The sequence below is a fragment of the Pelagimonas varians genome (assembly GCF_003208435.1).
GTDB classification, from domain to species: Bacteria; Pseudomonadota; Alphaproteobacteria; order Rhodobacterales; family Rhodobacteraceae; genus Pelagimonas; species Pelagimonas varians.
In genome coordinates, this window is sequence record NZ_QKMF01000030.1 from 14,693 (window position 1) to 31,057 (window position 16,365).

Genomic DNA, 16,365 nt, shown 5'->3' on the forward strand with positions numbered 1-16,365 from the left:
ATGCGCGCGACCGACTTTTTAAAAAATTCTGCCCAAGGCGACTGGGATGCCGTGACGGATCATCCGTTCTGCAAAGAACTGGCTAATGGCACACTGCCGCTCGACAAAATGCGCTGGTATCTGGTTCAGGATTACAAGTTCATCGATGAGTTTGTGCGGCTGTTGGCGACCGCAATCGCACATGCCCCAACATTGGCGGACGGCGTGCCTATGGCACAATTCCTGGGCCTCGTGACCAGCACTGAAAACACTTATTTCTTGCGCAGCTTTGCGGCGCTTGAGGTGTCTCAACAAGAACAAAACGTATCAGCCGCTCCCGCAACTCGCGCGTTTCAAGACCTGATGACTAAGGCGCGCACATCGGGCCGTTATGAACAAATGTTGGCTGTGTTGATCGTTGCGGAATGGAGTTATCTGACTTGGGCCAATCGCTACAAAACTTACAGTGCGGATTTGCCATTTTGGTATTCCGAATGGATTGACTTGCACACTGGCGAAGGGTTCGAAAATGTCGTGGCCCATCTTCGCAATCAGTTGGACGATGTTTGGGAACGACTTGACGATCATCAACAATCCAAGGCAGCAACGATGTTTCAAGGTGCCTTATCGTGTGAACGCGCGTTTTTTGATGCGGCATTCGCGAACAAGTGAAGGCGCTGCCTGATGTATTTTGCCAATACCCAACTTATGGCCATACAGGACGGGCTTAAGACAGTTTCTAGGTTCCAAGAGGGGAGGATGGCTGGATTCTGTCTGTAGTGTGAATCAACACATCGACATTGTGCTCCACCCGTAATGAAGAGGCGGCCCTTGGAGACCGCCTCAACACAAGACAATCAAAGAGCCGTTTTTGGCTCCAGATCCACTGACCAAAGCTCGACGTCTGCGCTATCCATCAGCCGAACCGTCATGATGCCGGTGTCGGCAGCGATGTCGACCTTTCCGAAGAACTGTAGGCCGTCACTTGGCGGCAAATTGGCCTTGCCTTCCTCCGGGTGCTTTGCATACCGCACTTCGGGTCCAAATGTGTTGTCGTAGGCCGAGGGTCCAAAAGAACCCGCATGTAGTGGACCAGACACAAACTCCCAGAACGGTTCGAATTCTTGGAAAACGGCACGGTCAGGAGAATAGTGATGTGCGGCGGTATAATGCACATCCGCCGTGAGCCAGACCGTATTGGTGATCTCAGCCGTCTTGATGAAAGACAAGACAGCCGCGATGTCGTTTTCGCGCCCCAGCACTGGCCCGTCACCGTTTGACGAATTCTCCATGTTGGTGTCGCCATCGCGCACCATCATGCCGATAGGCATGTCCGAGGCAATCACTTTCCAAGTCGCGGTGGAATTGACCATCTCGCGTTTTAACCATGCCAGTTGCTCGGCTCCCAAAAACGGAGTGCCTTCGGTCTCTGTATTGGCGGTGTTGTCACCACGGTAGGTACGCATGTCGATCACAAAAATGTCCAATAACGGACCGTAGGAAACCTTGCGATAGACCCGCATCGGCTCGGACAGGACCTGCCGCGTTGGCATCATTTCGTGAAACGCACGCGCCGAACGCGCCGAAAGAACCTGCATTGATTTAACAGTATAGCGGTCGTCTTCGGCAAGCACCTCATTGGGGTACCAATTGTTGGTGACTTCATGGTCATCCCACTGCGAGATCATCGGCACAGCAGCGTTGAATGCCCGAACATTTGTGTCCATGTAGTTATAAAGATGCTGACCTCGAAACTCGTCCAGCGTTTCTGCGACCTTGGTTTTGGCCGGCGTTACGATGTTCTTCCACACGGTACCATCATCAAGGGCAACTTCTTCTTTCAGCGGCCCATCTGCATAGACCGTATCCCCTGAATGCAAGAAAAAGTCCGGCGCGTGACGTTGCATCGTGGCGTAGGTGGTCATGCCGCCACGATCCTCGTCAATGCCCCACCCCTGGCCAGCGGTATCCCCGGACCATACAAAGCTGACGTCGCGGTTGCCCATGGGGGCGGTGCGAAATTTGCCTGTCATCGGTTCCGACGGCGTGCCGTCGGCCAGATCTGACATTGTAACACGATAAAAAATGTCTTGATCGCTGGGCAAGCCGGTCAAGGCCAGCTTGCCGGTGTAGTCTGTCGGCGTGCCGACCGCCAACGCGGGCACAGCGCGGGCATCCGACATGCCTTCGGTCGTTGCCCATTCGACAAGCATTTTGGCCTCACGGTCAGCTCGGCTCCAGATGATTGCGCCATCATGCGCGACATCGCCGGACATTACGCCATGGGTGATCAAAGGGCGCGATTGGGCCCGCGAAAGTGACGGCAAGGCCAATGAGGTTGTGAATGCGGCTGCGCCCGCAAGGGTCTGGCGACGTGTAAAAGAAATACGTGGCATAGGGTGTGGCTCCTGAGTGTGTGCAACAGCCACGCCACTATCGTGTGATGGTATCAGCATTCTGACAGTGCGGTTACAGATACATGAACTTCGAAACGCAACATGCATTGTTGAATTGGTGCCGCCTCATATATCGATTTGCGGCCTCTATCCGCCCAAGTGCAGTGTCTGGAAACGAACCCGAAGAGGCAGGTGCTTGCTAACCCGGCGGCTGTTTCACTGGACAGGCACGTGGCGAAAGCAGGCGTCAGCCATATGCAGACCTGAACTAAAAACAGGTCGGCTGAAAGGAGGCGTCGCTATTGCCCGTTTAGATGGCAGTTATGAACCCATTGAGTGGAATGCCTCGGCCGGGACCAACGGCGACTGTAGTGAATCCGAATGGCAAAAAGGCTGTCACCCGTCCTCTTGGGGCTGGTCTGCGTAACGCGCCCGTTCTTGATCCATCTCGGAACGCCAGCGTGCACGCAACGCCAGTGCATTTTCGGGTATCCGTTGCTTTTGAGTAACCGCGGAGATCATACGATCCGTGCGAAAATAGCGAAAGCCGCTTCGAAGTTCACACCAAGCCGCAAGAATGCGGCCCGCGTCCCTATAGCCAAGCAAAATTGGCCAGACCACGCGCTCGGCGCGCGCGCCGGAACCATCTTCATATATCAGCGTTATCTTTCGGTGGTTGCGGATCGCATTCCTGAGAATTGATGAATTGACGACTTCAAATGCAGGATCGACAGGCGCGACACTTGTCGCAGGTTCCAACACATGTCCCCGCAGGCGTTCTGGAACAACCACTTCAATCTTGGCAAGGAAGTTAAGAGCGGCTTTTGCCAAATCAGGCTCGCCTCGACTTGCGACCCAATGCGCGCCCAAAACTGCGGCATCCAGTTCATCCGAAGTCAACATCAAGGGCGGCATGTCAAATCCTTTTTCAAGAACATAACCGATGCCAGCTTCCCCTCGGATGGGGACGTCTTGCGCCTTTAACGCTGTTATGTCGCGATATACGGAACGTTTGGAAGATCCCAGTTCATTCGCGATGCGCTGCGCCGAAATCGGTTCTCGCGCCCGGCGGAGAAGCTGGACGATTTCGAATAGTCGTTCGGCTTTGCGCAAAAAACGCTCCTCTGGTTCAATGCTGCCATGATGCTGTCAGCATGCCATATTTATGCCGCCAAGCAAACGTGGGAGTAATGCTACCAGACAAAAAGGAGAAGACCATGATACAGGGAAGCTGCTGCTGCAAAGCCGTCCAGTTCGAGTTGACGCATGAACCGTCATTTGTAGGTACATGTCACTGTTCAAGGTGTCGTAAGGTTGGCGCAAGCACGATCGCATTTGTGAAAAAAGATGGCCTCAGATGGATTGCCGGTAAGGACTTGGTCCGCGTTTACGAACCGGCCGCCCCCTATATCTATGGGCGATGTTTTTGCAAAATCTGCGGTACATCACTTGGCGAGATACTCTCCACCGAAGACAGCTTTCCAATCGCAGCAAATGCGCTTGACGGAGATATTGGCCTCATGAATCAATCTCATGAGTTCGTTGGTGAAAAACCTTCATGGTATAACATCTGTGATGACGCACCCCAGAACGACGGGCATCCAGAATAGGCCTAAGCGGACGCCCAATTAACACGGACTGAAGGCCGCTTTTTCTGGATGACAACCCGACTTTGCCACGCTGGCAATCAGCCCAAATTGACCACGCTGCAACAAATGTGTTCTGCAATTCCGCGACTGGAAATTGATTTGCTCGACTTCCCAATAGCGGACCTTCATGTTGCGAAAACCGGCTTCGATCTGTCAACGCCAAGTCCGGGCCTAAAGATACCCTCAGTTCCGACAGGAGAAGGATATGATGTTAAAGAAAGTGAGCGTTCTTTTTTGTGCTCTACTTTTCATGGGTTGGTCAGCCAACTCATCGGCTGCAACTAACTTAACATCCACGGTTGTATTGCGAAAAGATGAAAAACTTGACTTGGCGGCAAGAGCGCTTATCGAGGTTTACGCCATGCATCTCACCAGCCACGAGAAATTGGCGGGTGATGGTACGCTCTCGCCCCCAGAATACCTCCACTTTGCGTCTGGGGTGGACTTCATAAAGAACCAACGAGTTCAAGAAGAAGCGCTCGTGGGATTCGATGACATTGCACGCGAAAACATACAGAAATACCCAACAAATTCAGATAGCTGCTATGTGCAAAATATTCGAACAGATCAGGATCAGAGCATTACAATAGTCGTTGGCAACTTCCCGGATAATTATCCGGAGGATTCTTTGGCGTGCTTAGTTGCTGGGCTTTGGTGGCACAAAATAAGATCGCTCGCTGGATTTGATGGACTTGATTGGTCTGGTTCGTTTGCAAGGCTTCTTTTGAAGTAGCATGCCTCGGAACCTGCCTTGATCTAACTAAGACTTCCGAATGAATTCTTTGAGCCCAAAGTGCGCAGCATTAAGCTCGGTTTTTTCGGTTCTATTGGTGGCTACCAACACCGAAAATCGGGACTGACTTTGCGTGGGAAAAGCGCGGCAGAGACAGTAAAGAGATGTGCATCACCAATGTAGGGTTTGATACTAAACTGGCTTGGCTGACTTGGTAATGTTGCAAGCCACTCTGCTGAGTTATTGGTCTGAAAAATTCTCAGCTCTTCGTTGAAAATCGCCTGAAACAATTCCAAGTATGAGGAATGTATTATGCTGGGATGATCGAAGTGCTCAACTAAAACAATAACCTGGTAGTCACATCCATCACCATTTCCCGAGTTGTAGACACGGCTAGACGAGGAAATAACCTTGGAACTATCTGGCAAAGAAACATTGCGTAGCTGGGCCTTTAATTGGAAAGCGGTAACTTCGTTTTTAAGCACGAAAAACCAAACGGGTGACGTCAATACTATCAATACGACGATACCGTAAATGAAGCGCTTTAGCATAATTGGTCGGCCTTTAGACATCATCAACTTAGCCCATATACCACGCATGGAACCTTTCGCAAGAAATCCGGAGAACGTCTGCATTGTCCGCATGGCCGTCATCTAGCCCAAATTTCCGCTGCAAGGTTCACCAATGACCGGTCTTCTCGCGGAGTTGCAGCGGGTTTATGCTGAAATGTATGGGTGGGGCCCTCATTTTGCAAAGTACACTAACTGCGCACAGCCGACCTTGATAACTGGCGCAGCATTGAAGCCAAGGCATTTCAACTCTGCATGGCTGCTTTCCTCAATCTGAGGAAGCAACCATGCAGGTGCGGTTAATGTCAAGTTTCCGCCCTTAGTTTAAAAGGTAGCGAACGGACCAAACCTGCCGCTCACCGATCCGTCAATCGCCGCGATGCAGCTTCATCAGACCGGCCATTCGACACACTGCGCAGCAATTTCGTTGACTGAACGGAAAAACTGCGGACACAGCACCATTTCGCTGCGTCTGCGCCAATGGCTGCTTTGGCCAACAAAACTGCTCGGATCGTCTGGGCCGTTCTGGTCCGCAATGGACCATGTACGCCGCATACTAACTAAAGAGGGAAGAACAACGAGTTAGCAAGACCCGCAAGATGATGGTGCATAAGCCTGCCTCCAAAACCAAGCCAAATTTGGCCCACAGATGTCTATCGAGGGCAGATGTCCTCTGCCCCCGAAAACAGTGCAGACCTATTGTGACATGCCGCCTTCGCTGGAAGTTTGCTCTTTTACATGTGCTTCATTGGTCACCGCAGTGCCGCGTGGCGGAAATTCAGCAAACGTAACCAAGTGCTTTTGCACAAGCTTGGCCGCAGGCCCAAATGCCCACATCTTGTTGCCCATCCAGCGGGTGTACATCCCGGATTCGTCTGCGGCTTTTTCATAGGGGTCGCGGCGCAAATTGAACAAGAGAGGCGCGTTCAATTCATCCTTTGGCCCAGCCCACCCGTGGGTCTGGATTGTAAAGTGGGCTTTCCAGTCGTTATAGCGTACGGCCTGCAAGTCAGTGCCTTCGTAATAGACGATTTCCTTGCGATTGCTGCCTGTCTCGCCTTTCAGGAACGAAACCTGATTGTAGCCATCAAGGTGCACTTGAAAGCCCTCATAGCCGTCCAGCAATGCCTCTGGCAGGTTGTCCGGTCCTCCGGCGGCTGCCACCAAAGTGGGCATCCAGTCCATACCGTCAAAAATGCCGTTGCTGACTTGTCCGGCTGGAATTTTGCCCGGCCAACGGACAATCGCGGGAACGCGGAAGCCTCCCTCCCAGGTGGTTCCTTTTTCGCCATGGAACGGGGTTGTGCCACCATCAGGCCATGTCATCGTCTCGGGGCCGTTATCGGATGTAAACACAACGATGGTGTTATCGGCAATCTCAAGGGCATCCAGATGCGCCATGACCTTACCGACATTGTCGTCAAGTTCTTGCATCACGACATCTTGCAGCCCGCGTCCGTTGCCCATCATGGCCTCATATTCGGGGCTTAGGTGCGTCCAAACATGCGCGCGCGCCGGTGCCATCCAGACAAAAAACGGCGTGTCGCTTTCGACGGCGCGATCAATGAAATCAAGCGTGTGCGCTGTGACCTCATTGTCGAGCGTTTTTTGGCGTTCGGGTGGCGCGGGCCCATCGTCAATGATGCGCTGTTTGCCAACAGTGCCCCAGCGCGGATCCGCGGTCTCGTCGATCTCTTGGGTTGCGTAGGCATGGATAATATTGCGAGGCCCAAACGTGTCGTTGAACTGCTGATCCTTGGGCCAGTCAGGATCTGACGTGTATTCCATGGCGTTCAAGTGATAGAGCCACCCCCAGTATTCGTCGAAGCCCTTAACCGTTGGCAGAAACTTGTTCATGTCACCGAGGTGGTTCTTGCCGAATTGTCCGGTTGTATAGCCCAGTGATTTCAGCATGTTCGCGAGTGTTGGATCGTTTGCGTCCAGACCTTTGGTCGGATCACCAGGCAGGCCCACAGTGTGCATGCCGGTCCTTACAGGGTACTGTCCGGTGATAAAGGCGGACCGCCCGGCAGTACAGCTTGGTTGGGCATAGTAATCCGTGAGGCGCATGCCTTCTGAGGCAAGTAGGTCCAGATTGGGTGTCTTGATGCTTTTGACGCCTTGATGATAGCTCCCAAGACTTGCCCAGCCGACGTCATCAGCCATGATTACAAGAATGTTGGGCTGTTCTGTGTCTGCATAGGCAAACACGGGCAACACACTCGTTGCTACGATCGCAACGAGGGTTGGTATGCAACTGGTTCGTTGAGTGGGCATAACATGTCCTTTTGGAAATTTCGGTGGCGACAATAACGGCGACAATAACCATGACGCCGTGCATCCGACTAAGCAATACCTGCCCCTCGCGAGCAACAGCGCTGGACTAAAATTTCAGTTTGTGAAAACTAAAGCTTCATAATTGAAACCACGGTGACCCATGTTGAATGAAAATGCGCTGAACGCGTTCTTGGCCCTTGCCAAAACAGGCAGCTTTCAAGATGCGGCCCGTATGATTGGCGTCTCGAACGCATCATTGACCCGCTACATTTTGCAGGCAGAGACAGAAACCGGTCTCAAGCTGTTCAACCGATCTCGGAATAACAGTAAACTCACCCGTGAAGGACAAGAATATCTGGGCGTTGCACAAGACCTGAAATCCGATCTCGAGCGCTATCTGAGACGGGTTGCAGGCCTCGGGGATACAAATGGAGGTGTTCTCCGTATCGGATGCGGGCCTCTGACCACGCGAACCCTGATCCTGCCAGCCCTGACGAAGGTGCGTGAGGAAATGCCAGACCAGCGCTTTGAGGTATTGGTCAGCGCCTATGCGCGTCCTCTCGACCTCTTGCAGAATGACCAGTTAGACATTTTCGTTGGTGATCTCACCTATACACCCGAGGCAGACGACGTCGAGATTCTGGTCATGGAACGGCGGCCGGTTGCCTTTATGGCACATCCCGCGCATGAAATTCATGGACGCGGCCCGCAATCGCTTAATGACCTTTTCGAATTCCCTTTCGCCTCGCCACATTTGCACAAACATTGGAAAGCAACGTTGACCAAAGCCCTCGGCGGGGACGCGGGCGCGGCCAAAAAGGTTGCGGCCCTACCGCAAATCGAAAGCGATGACTACGCGTTTCTGACGGCGCTGTTGGACTGGCCGGATTTCATTGTCGGTGGCATGCGCGAAGCGTTCACTGAGATGTTGGCGTCAAAAACGGTCAAGGAAGTCGATGTTGCGACGCCGCCTTTTTGGAACATTTGCGCGTCCCGAAAACCCAATGACGGTTCTGCTGCGTTGAACCTGTTCTGGTCGAAATTGGCAGGGTTCGATGCAACTAACCAGTAGCGCTCGGGTGGGCCACTTACAGCCGTTGGCGCGCCATTTTTTAGATGTCTGGCTCGCATCGTCAACACCGTCGGCTTGGCCTGGTTTGCGTCGCGGTCATCGCGCAGGTGAAGTATGCTCCACGATGAATGAACGGCCGGTCCGGGGAAGCTGCAGTGCGGAGACGGACTGTCTGTTGAATGTCTCCTGTGGGCCGTGTGCGCCTAGTCTCCACGCACCTGGGGTGACTTTGCAAACGTCGCTTTCTGCGCACTGCTGACCTTGGTGCGGAGCGCAGCATGTGAGATCAGCTCTGGATGGGTTTGAACGGCTGCTTTGACCTGTCCGTTCCGGCGCTTTTGCAGGTGCAGCTAACGGCAGCTCTCCGCCCGTTGTGTCAAACCGTCGCTCACGGCCCACAGCCGACCTTGGTCAAAATACAAATGCCGCGACGCAGCTTTCGTAATGCCGTCATTGATTTAAACAACTGGCTTACTAGACAGATTAAAAGACGTTTGGTGCGTCAAGCTCATCCAGCGGATAGCATTAGTCCTTTCGAACCGCGTTATCGCCACCGACCCAAGCGAGATGACCACACGGAACTACAAAAAATTTCAGGCATCCAATGCCCCCTGATGTCCCAAAATCAGGGGCGAAAGATTTCTTCCAAAAAGGTTTTAAACTCCAAGGGTGCGCAAAAGTATATTGGTAATGAATTGTGTGTGCCATTAGGCCAGCCGGGGACAGTCCGGATTTTAATGCTTGCGCGAGACCAAGGCGTTTGCTCCACTGATCTCAAGCCAGCCAAAAGGACGTACTCAGGTATGACTATTCGAGCAACTTCAGTTTTTCTTGTGTCGCTCTACCTGTCCTCCATAGGGACGGGCGCGCAGGCTCAATCAGTTGCGGAATGTAAATTCGGTTTTGACATAGACACACAATCCTCGGCATTTCAGGCTATGGTTGTCGATGGTGAGCAAAAACGCGGTTTCTGGCTAGGTATCAATCGCGCACCGCCCGCCGTTAAGAAAATTGCAAAATTCGTTGGCAGGTTGCAGGTTTGCTTGGTCACTGCGGACGGCAAGCCAGGTACCATTGTGCGTGGAGGCACGACGACAACACTCAATAGCCCATTCGTTGCAAACTGCACGGCGACGCTACTGCCCAACAATCAGTTGTTGACCAATAATCACTGTTTTTATGATCCCGCTTTGACCCAGGCCGGCTTTACGATTGTTCAAGAGGCGCGTGTTAACTTTAACTATACTGCCAAAGATGACATCGGTTCTGTTCGCACATTTCGTGTTCATTCGCGAGAATTAAAGCGCGACATCGAACTTGATGCCCTTCTCTTGCAAGTTATTGGCGACGCAAATGACGACATTGGTGGCCATATCCCAATGCAAATGGTCACGCAGGTCGAACCTTTTCAAGAGCTTCGGATGGTTCATCACCCAGCCGCCGAACCGCAGCAGTACTCAACTGGAACTTGTCAGGTTCATCGTCGAAATTCAGAAATAGATGTAGATCGATCGTCGTTTCGGCACACTTGTGAAAGCACGGGGGGGTCGTCAGGTTCTTTGTTGTTCGACGCCCGAACACTGTCTGTCGTGGCATTGCACAATCAAGGAGGATTGTCCCGTGATGGTGAAAGCTTTAACGGCGGGCACAAGATTGCCATGATCAACCAAGCCTTTGATCTTGGCTTTCGGGACGCTGCAATAGCGCCACTGGACCAAAATTTGACGGCTGTTCAGGCATTTTCTGCGGCGATAGCCCTGTCAAACACAGCCCCAGAGGCCGGCGGCTTGCAGAGCATGAAAAGTAAAAAGCTTCAGCTTGACGCCTTGCGGAAAATTGTGACCGATTTCCCGGGCAGCCCTTCGGCGCACTCTGCGCAAACGATACTGGATAACGAGGACACAGCCCAGCAGCTAAATGCAGAGCTAGCTGCGCTCCATGCGGCCCGTAGCAGTTTGGAAAGACAAAAGGCCACCGGCTTAGAGTTGGCGGCCAAAGAGCCTGATGCCCAGATGATTGCCGCCCGCTGTGACGATGCCGCAGCGCATCCTGATAATTCCCAAAACCCGTTCGGGGTACATGGGGTTAAATTTGGAGGCATTTCCATTTCGAACGCGGAGTTAGCATGTCGTGCAGCGATGAATAACTCTCCATCTGAACTACGAATGATCTATCAGCTTGGTCGCGTTCTGGATGCAAAAAAAGAGTATAGTGAAGCGGCAAAATTATATCGAGAGGCGGCACAAGAGGGCTATGCAATTTCTCAGTATGCTCTCTCCATTCTTTATTCCAACGGTGAAGGGGTACCTCAAAACCATTCAGAAGCCTTTGATTGGTGCGAAAAAGCCGCTCAGCAGCGGCTTCCGGTTGGGCGATACAAATTGGCGGGCCTGTATGCCAAGGGTGTTGGCGTAGCGCAGAATAATTACAAGGCTTTTGTCTGGTACAAATTGGCTGCTGAACAAAAGTACGTTAATTCATTGCATAAGATGGGCCAGATATATCGCTTGGGTCTTTTGGATGTACCGCAAAATCATACCGAAGCCGCCGAATGGTATCAAAAGGCAGCAGATTTAGGGGCCGCAAACTCTCAAAATACCTTGGGCTACATGTATCTAAACGGGCTGGGTGTTGAGAAAGATGAATTGGAAGCGGTTTACTTCTTCGACTTGGCTGCGGAGCAAGGGGAACCAACTGCGCAGTACAATTTGGCAAATCACTATTTCAAAAATGCGGACTATACGCGTTTGGATCGGTTAGAAATTGCACGATTATTCGCCAGTGCTATAGGAGGCGGAAACAGTAATGCTCGAATGCGCCTAGAAGAATTCTATCAAGACAATGCAACGGCACGTACATTGCAATTGCGATTGAGCGAACTTGGCTTTTACAACGGATTCATCGACGGCGACTTCGGATCTGGATCAAAGACCGCATTGGCAGCTTTTTGCAACTGTGGTGTCAATGGCAAATTGTAGCACCAGGTCACCAGCTGCCCACTCACTTTGAGCAAGCGGCTAGTAGTGCGAAATCTGCCCCCAGGTCGTTGCTCCCGGCCAACATTGGCCGCTTTTCTCGCTTGGCATGTATCCTTCGTAGGTGCAGCGAATGACCGCTTCTTTCGCCCTCATATACGTGGTGGGACCAATGCCGCGCTTTGCACGAATGACTTGGAAGGGCTGGCAACAGGTGCGACTGGCGGCTCAGCGGGCAAATCTGTCATTTGAACAACTAAATCGTGGGCCGGCACTTTTGAACTGGGAAATTCATTGATGTTTTCTTGAGACGAAGCAGCCACAAGAAAGAGAGGCGACCAGTTATACTGGCCGCTTTCATTTTGAATGTTCAATCAAGAACTGCGACTCACTGGTTCGAACCTGCCGTCACCATTTCCATAACATCTTCAAGATTGAAGCTACCGGGAGTTTGCCGGGGCGGATAGGTCTGGAAACTTTGCAACCACTGCGCCACATAAGCTGAAGCTGGAGCGATCACATACATGCGCTCCGCTGCCCAGCGGACATAACCCATTGCTTCCTCTTTTTTTGCCCGCTCGAATGGATCCATCCGCAGGTTTGTGAGCTCGGGAAAACGCAGGACCTTGAACGGTTCAGACCAGACGTCAAAACCATGGGCGTCTTGAATAAGGAAATTCAGCTTCCAATCGTTATAACGAAGGGCCGCAACAGAACCGTCATCCGTCCAGTACAGGAATTCCTTGCGGGGCCATTCTGCTTCGCCGCGCAGGGCCGGACCAAGATCATAGCCGTCCAGATGCACTTTGTACTCGGTATCACCTATGGTCAGCCCGTCTAGCAGTTGCTCTTTGATATCCGACTGACCCACCGCACCTGCAATTGTGGTGAACATATCGTTGTGCGCACCGATTTCATTGATGATCGTGCCGGGTTTGGTCACGCCGGGCCACCGGATCACAGTTGGCACGCGAAAGCCGCCTTCCCACTGGGTGTTCTTTTCACCGCGAAACATCGTAGTGCCACCATCGGGCCAGGTAAAAGTTTCTGCACCATTGTCGGTAGAATACATAACGATGGTGTTGTCGGAGATACCCAGCTCTTCAAGCTTATCAAGCAGTTGCCCCACGTGGCCGTCGTGTTCTACCATTCCATCAGCATAGATGCCTTGACCCGTGACGCCTTCACTTTTGTCTTGGAGATGAGTGAAAACATGCATGCGCGTTGAATTCCACCACACAAAGAAGGGTTTGTCTTGCTCCGTGGCTGTGTCCATAAAATCAAGCGCAGCCGCAAGTGTCTCTTCGTCGACAGTTTCCATCCGATTTCGCGACAATGGGCCTGTGTCTTCGATTTCTCCATCGGCTGAGGATCGGATTACTCCGCGCGGGCCAAAGGCATCTCGGAAGTTTCGCCCGTCAGACATTACCAGATCACTTGGATAATCCACATTCTCGGGTTCTTCTTCAGCATTGAGATGATAGAGGTTGCCGAAAAAAACATCAAAACCGTGGTTGGTGGGCAGATGTTCGTCTCTGTCACCAAGGTGGTTTTTTCCGAATTGTCCGGTGGCATACCCTTGCGCTTTCAGCACTGTGGCGATGGTCGGGTCACGTTCGTCCATACCCTCCGGCGCGCCGGGCAAACCAACTTTGGTCAGTCCTGAGCGGATCGGAGACTGCCCCGTGATAAAGGCTGCGCGGCCGGCGGTGCAGCTTTGCTCGCCATACCAGTCGGTGAACATCACGCCGTCGTCTGCTAGCCGATCTATGTTCGGTGTCCGATATCCCATCATGCCATTGTTGTAGGCGCTGACGTTGAACTGGCCAATATCATCGCCCCAAATCACCAGAATGTTTGGTTGCTCCTGCGCGTCGGCCTGCATCGTCATTGCGACAAGCGTCAGACCCGATACTGCAACCACGCGCAGCCTTTTTATATTTCGCGTTAAATTCATTTCTTCTTCCCTGAAAGACAATCTGTCGTAGGATGGTAGTGGCAGTTTGTTTCGGCTGCTTACCATTTCCGGCCAGGCATCTCCCTTAGCCCGCCTTGGGTGGGGTTTCGATTTTAGTGTGTGGGGTTCTAAAATGACGCGATTTGCATCAGTTCAAGCATCTGTTGCGCAACCATTTTTTGACGCTGCACCATTGGCCCTGACCAAATTAGAGCAGTTGGCAGAACAGGCAGGCTTGTCCGGCGGAGTGGTATCACATCCGACCGGCATTATTTCTTTGCGCGCGGCTGAAATGTTCATGGTTCGGTTAGACCGGTACATAAAACAGCCAACCTTCTTCATCGAATGCTTGGCCAGCTCATACCAATCAAATGATAAATCTGTTGCCAACATTGCGATGCCCCGCACTCTGACCGGGGTAGAAGCCATTGATGCAATTGCGCACACGATATCGTCGATCATTCACGGAGCATCGTTTTTCACCCAGCGGCAAGGAAATAAGGTCTGGCTCCTGCGCACATCTGGCACGACCGATTTCACCAACAATTGGCCCGTTCAGCAATATAATCTCGGGGTTTCCCTGCAAGCGGTGAAGCAAGTCGTTGGACGCCCTATTTCGCCTTGTGCGTTGCGCCTCTCTCACCACGTTCCCAAAGCGTTCCTGCCAATAGAATGGCAGGATCTACCGTTGGAGCTGTGCGACCGCACGATGGGCGTCGCTTTCGACATTGATGATCTTGCGAATAGAAACGGCGGATTTGTTGTCAACACTTCAAACAACGGCGCAAGCTCAAGTGCGCAAGGCGCGGAAATACCCATGCTACGGGCCTGTCTCGAAACCTATCTTGGCTGCACCAACACAGAATGCCTGTCGGACAAAATGGCCAGAGCATTCGGCATGAGCGCCCGATCTTACCGGCGTCATTTGACAGGTCTGGGACTAACCCACCGCCAACTGGTCTCGGACGCGCGCCTGTCCAAAGCTGAAAGGTTGCTGCTAGACCCATCGATCACAATCACCGAAATTGCTTTCGAACTTGGATATGTCCATTCTTCTGCCTTTACCCGTTTTTTCAAAAGCCGCACCTGTAAAACTCCGCAAGAATTCCGATTGCGTGTTTTGACATAAGACTGAAGCGAAGGCACCTGAAAGGCAGAAAATTGACTTCAAGTTTGCTCGAAAGAATTTACTTGTTCAAAGAAGTCTCGTTCGCAAGCCGAGCAGTCAAATGGTTGGAGTTAGTGAGCTAAGCGTAGTCTAACCGAGGCTTCCAAGCAAAGCCGGCATTCACAATCGGTGGAGCAAGGTTCATTTTTGGCTCAGAACGGTCATCTGACAAGTTTGATGGGCCATATCGTAGATTTCTCATGTCCGATGGACTTAAGCGGACGAACCGGCCATTCGCCGCACCCGTCCCGAATGGCAGCAACTATGGAATTGATCATCTGATCCGCCCTCTACTGCAACTCAGCCAGTGCAAGCGTTTGATCCCACACCGCCCTTTCGATCTGGACGGGGTCCTGCTCCGTTTTGCCTTGTCCAGGCATCCGAGCCCCTTCGTCCAGTGCAACTCCCTCCGCAACCTGTCCGAGACGCTCGAAAAATTCCGGTGAACTACCGGGATCCATCAGCAGATAGTATTGCCCAAGATCGTGGGGCGGGCCTTCTGGTGCCTTCAAGGGTTTGACATTGCGGCTGACAACGCTGCCCGTCATCCCAGCAGCCAGCAATTCGGCCATCAGTCCGAGGCCCCAGCCCTTGTAGCCACCTATGCTGACCAGTGAGCCGCCAAGCGCGGCTTCGGGATCGGTTGTGGGTTGCCCTTCCGCATCCAACGCCCAGCCTCTGGGGATTCGCTCCCCAGCTGCTTTCGACATGGTGATCTTGCCAAGGGCGACGGTGGTTGTCGATTGGTCGAACTGCATGGCAATTCCGCCTGAGCCATCGGGGACCGAAAAGGCAATCGGATTGGTGCCGATCACCCGGGATTTGCCCCCTGGAGGCGCAACAATGGGCGAGGCATTGGTCAGACCAAGCCCGATCAGCCCTTGGCGCGCAATCTGCTCGGTAAAGTAGCCCAACGACGTGCAAGTATGAGCGTGACCCACGGCGAGGCTTGCGATGCCGCATTCCCTGGCCGCGGCAACCGCCTCGGGTAGACCGCGTGAAAAGGCCGGTTGCGCAAAGCCATACTTCGCATCCACGACAACGTTGCCGAGACGGGGCCGCGAAACAACTGGATCAACCGTTCCGTCAACGCGTCCCGATGTTAACTGCTGGCAATAGCTTTCGAGATAATAGAGCCCACAAATTCTGTTGCCCACTGACTCGGCCTTGCGCACAGCTTTGGCGACCTCTGCAGCAATCCAAGTGTGGGCCCCATGCCGCTCCAACGCGGTTTTGGTGGCACTTTCGATCTCGTCCAAAGATATTTTGGGCATTGGGTTCTTTCCTGATCAGCAAAATGGCCCATCAGGCCGTTCCCGCATACTGTCGGTGATTGTCCGCTGCTTTGGCAACCACTTCGTGATCAAGTTTAAACCTAAGACCTGGATCCCCTTCCAGCGGTAGAATACCTTTTTGCGGCTTTGTTGCACAAATCGGGTGCGGGGATTCATGTCGCGAATCCAGTGTGATAGCAGGCGGTCATGAGCAGCTGGAGCCCGACGAAGTACAAGACCACAAACTGGTCGTCTTACAATGACAGCTTGAAGCAGCGCGGATCGTTGTCGATCTGGTTTGATCCGGAGATGGCTT

General features: G+C 52.6%; 12 protein-coding genes and 1 pseudogene. 7 read left to right on the forward strand and 6 right to left on the reverse strand.

What is annotated here, in order from left to right:
- On the forward strand, positions 1-651 hold the full coding sequence (locus C8N36_RS22770; protein ID WP_097806949.1) for a TenA family protein: 651 nt from the start codon (positions 1-3) through the stop codon (positions 649-651).
- 185 nt (positions 652-836) lie between these two features.
- Here C8N36_RS22770 and C8N36_RS22775 read toward each other — a convergent pair whose 3' ends face one another.
- On the reverse strand, positions 837-2,375 hold the full coding sequence (locus C8N36_RS22775) for an alkaline phosphatase D family protein (RefSeq protein ID WP_170125969.1): 1,539 nt from the start codon (positions 2,373-2,375) through the stop codon (positions 837-839).
- 396 nt (positions 2,376-2,771) lie between these two features.
- On the reverse strand, positions 2,772-3,488 hold the full coding sequence (locus C8N36_RS22780) for a helix-turn-helix transcriptional regulator (RefSeq protein ID WP_097806948.1): 717 nt from the start codon (positions 3,486-3,488) through the stop codon (positions 2,772-2,774).
- A gap of 104 nt (positions 3,489-3,592) precedes the next feature.
- Between C8N36_RS22780 and C8N36_RS22785 the strand changes: the two genes are divergently transcribed.
- Both C8N36_RS22785 and C8N36_RS22790 read left to right on the forward strand, forming a co-directional pair.
- Complete coding sequence (locus tag C8N36_RS22785) at positions 3,593-3,985, forward strand: GFA family protein (RefSeq protein ID WP_097806964.1); 393 nt, start codon at positions 3,593-3,595, stop codon at positions 3,983-3,985.
- 244 nt (positions 3,986-4,229) lie between these two features.
- Positions 4,230-4,757: a hypothetical protein gene (locus C8N36_RS22790; RefSeq protein ID WP_141468260.1), complete on the forward strand. Its 528-nt coding sequence runs from the start codon at positions 4,230-4,232 to the stop codon at positions 4,755-4,757.
- 101 nt (positions 4,758-4,858) lie between these two features.
- On the opposite strand, the gene C8N36_RS22795 is transcribed toward C8N36_RS22790, so the two are convergent.
- Together C8N36_RS22795 and C8N36_RS22800 are read right to left on the reverse strand one after the other, a co-directional pair.
- A complete protein-coding gene (locus C8N36_RS22795; RefSeq protein ID WP_097806946.1) occupies positions 4,859-5,410 on the reverse strand; it encodes a hypothetical protein in 552 nt (183 codons plus the stop codon).
- A gap of 612 nt (positions 5,411-6,022) precedes the next feature.
- Positions 6,023-7,603, reverse strand: coding sequence for an arylsulfatase (locus tag C8N36_RS22800; RefSeq protein ID WP_097806945.1), 1,581 nt, complete (start codon positions 7,601-7,603; stop codon positions 6,023-6,025).
- 160 nt (positions 7,604-7,763) lie between these two features.
- Here C8N36_RS22800 and C8N36_RS22805 point away from each other — a divergent pair, with 160 nt between their 5' ends.
- The gene (locus C8N36_RS22805; protein ID WP_097806944.1) at positions 7,764-8,675 is read left to right on the forward strand and encodes a LysR family transcriptional regulator; all 912 of its coding nucleotides are present in this window, start codon (positions 7,764-7,766) and stop codon (positions 8,673-8,675) included.
- A gap of 296 nt (positions 8,676-8,971) precedes the next feature.
- Positions 8,972-11,653, forward strand: a complete 2,682-nt coding sequence (locus C8N36_RS22810) for a trypsin-like peptidase domain-containing protein (protein ID WP_097806943.1) — start codon at positions 8,972-8,974, stop codon at positions 11,651-11,653.
- 385 nt (positions 11,654-12,038) lie between these two features.
- Here C8N36_RS22810 and C8N36_RS22815 read toward each other — a convergent pair whose 3' ends face one another.
- A complete protein-coding gene (locus C8N36_RS22815) occupies positions 12,039-13,607 on the reverse strand; it encodes an arylsulfatase (RefSeq protein ID WP_097806942.1) in 1,569 nt (522 codons plus the stop codon).
- A 133-nt stretch (positions 13,608-13,740) separates the two neighbouring features.
- Here C8N36_RS22815 and C8N36_RS22820 point away from each other — a divergent pair, with 133 nt between their 5' ends.
- Positions 13,741-14,736, forward strand: coding sequence for a helix-turn-helix domain-containing protein (locus C8N36_RS22820; protein WP_097806941.1), 996 nt, complete (start codon positions 13,741-13,743; stop codon positions 14,734-14,736).
- A 329-nt stretch (positions 14,737-15,065) separates the two neighbouring features.
- Here C8N36_RS22820 and C8N36_RS22825 read toward each other — a convergent pair whose 3' ends face one another.
- The gene (locus C8N36_RS22825) at positions 15,066-16,049 is read right to left on the reverse strand and encodes an Ldh family oxidoreductase (RefSeq protein WP_097806940.1); all 984 of its coding nucleotides are present in this window, start codon (positions 16,047-16,049) and stop codon (positions 15,066-15,068) included.
- Positions 16,050-16,256: 207 nt separating this feature from the next.
- On the opposite strand from C8N36_RS22825, the pseudogene C8N36_RS22830 reads away from it, so the two are divergent.
- Positions 16,257-16,365: pseudogene (locus tag C8N36_RS22830) on the forward strand (IS5/IS1182 family transposase); the annotation flags it as partial.